Raw genomic sequence first — 523 nt, 5'->3', positions numbered from 1 at the left:
GTCCCGAAGTTGTTTTGATTTTTGCTCCCATCTCGTTGGCAATTACAATCGCCAGAGTCGTCTTGCCTAATCCTGGCGGCCCAAAAAGCAAAACATGGTCAAGTGCTTCGTCCCGCTGTTTGGCAGCTTTTAAATAAACCGATAATTGATCTTTAATTTCCTTTTGGCCAATATATTCCCGCAAATATTTTGGTCTCAATGTCAATTCGGATTCAGCATCGGCCGCAATTGGTTTTGCATCTAAAATTTTTTGATCTTCGTCATTCATTTAGTTAATAGTTTAAGTCCTTTTTGAATATATGCATCAGTCGTTAATTTGCCCAAATCAGCTAATTTTTGACCGATTCTGTTAACTTCTTTTGAAGAGAAGCCTAATGCCTCCAGAGCGGCTAGAGCATCGTCCAATTCAGCAGAATTTTCCAATAGGTTTTTCATTGGAAGGGTATTTTTAGAAAAATCACCCAATTTTCCTTTTAAATCCAGCACAATCTGTTGAGCAGTTTTATTGCCAATGCCTGGAAAC

The 523-nt window shown here is 38.6% G+C and carries 2 protein-coding genes; both read right to left on the bottom strand.

All coding sequences use genetic code 11. The features are described 5' to 3' along the window. The coding region (locus KH893_RS11700) for an AAA family ATPase (protein ID WP_281166265.1) at positions 1–268 on the bottom strand (268 nt) is incomplete at its 3' end. Beyond that, a partial coding sequence (locus tag KH893_RS11695) for a Holliday junction ATP-dependent DNA helicase RuvA (RefSeq protein WP_486606300.1) occupies positions 265–523 on the bottom strand: 259 nt, incomplete at its 5' end. The genes KH893_RS11700 and KH893_RS11695, both read right to left, overlap by 4 nt.

Origin of the sequence: Liquorilactobacillus sicerae, from assembly GCF_029916425.1 — a bacterium.
Taxonomy (GTDB): Bacteria; Bacillota; Bacilli; order Lactobacillales; family Lactobacillaceae; genus Liquorilactobacillus; species Liquorilactobacillus sicerae.
Note: the sequence above shows the minus strand (reverse complement) of the source record. Positions and strands in the feature narration are given on the sequence as shown.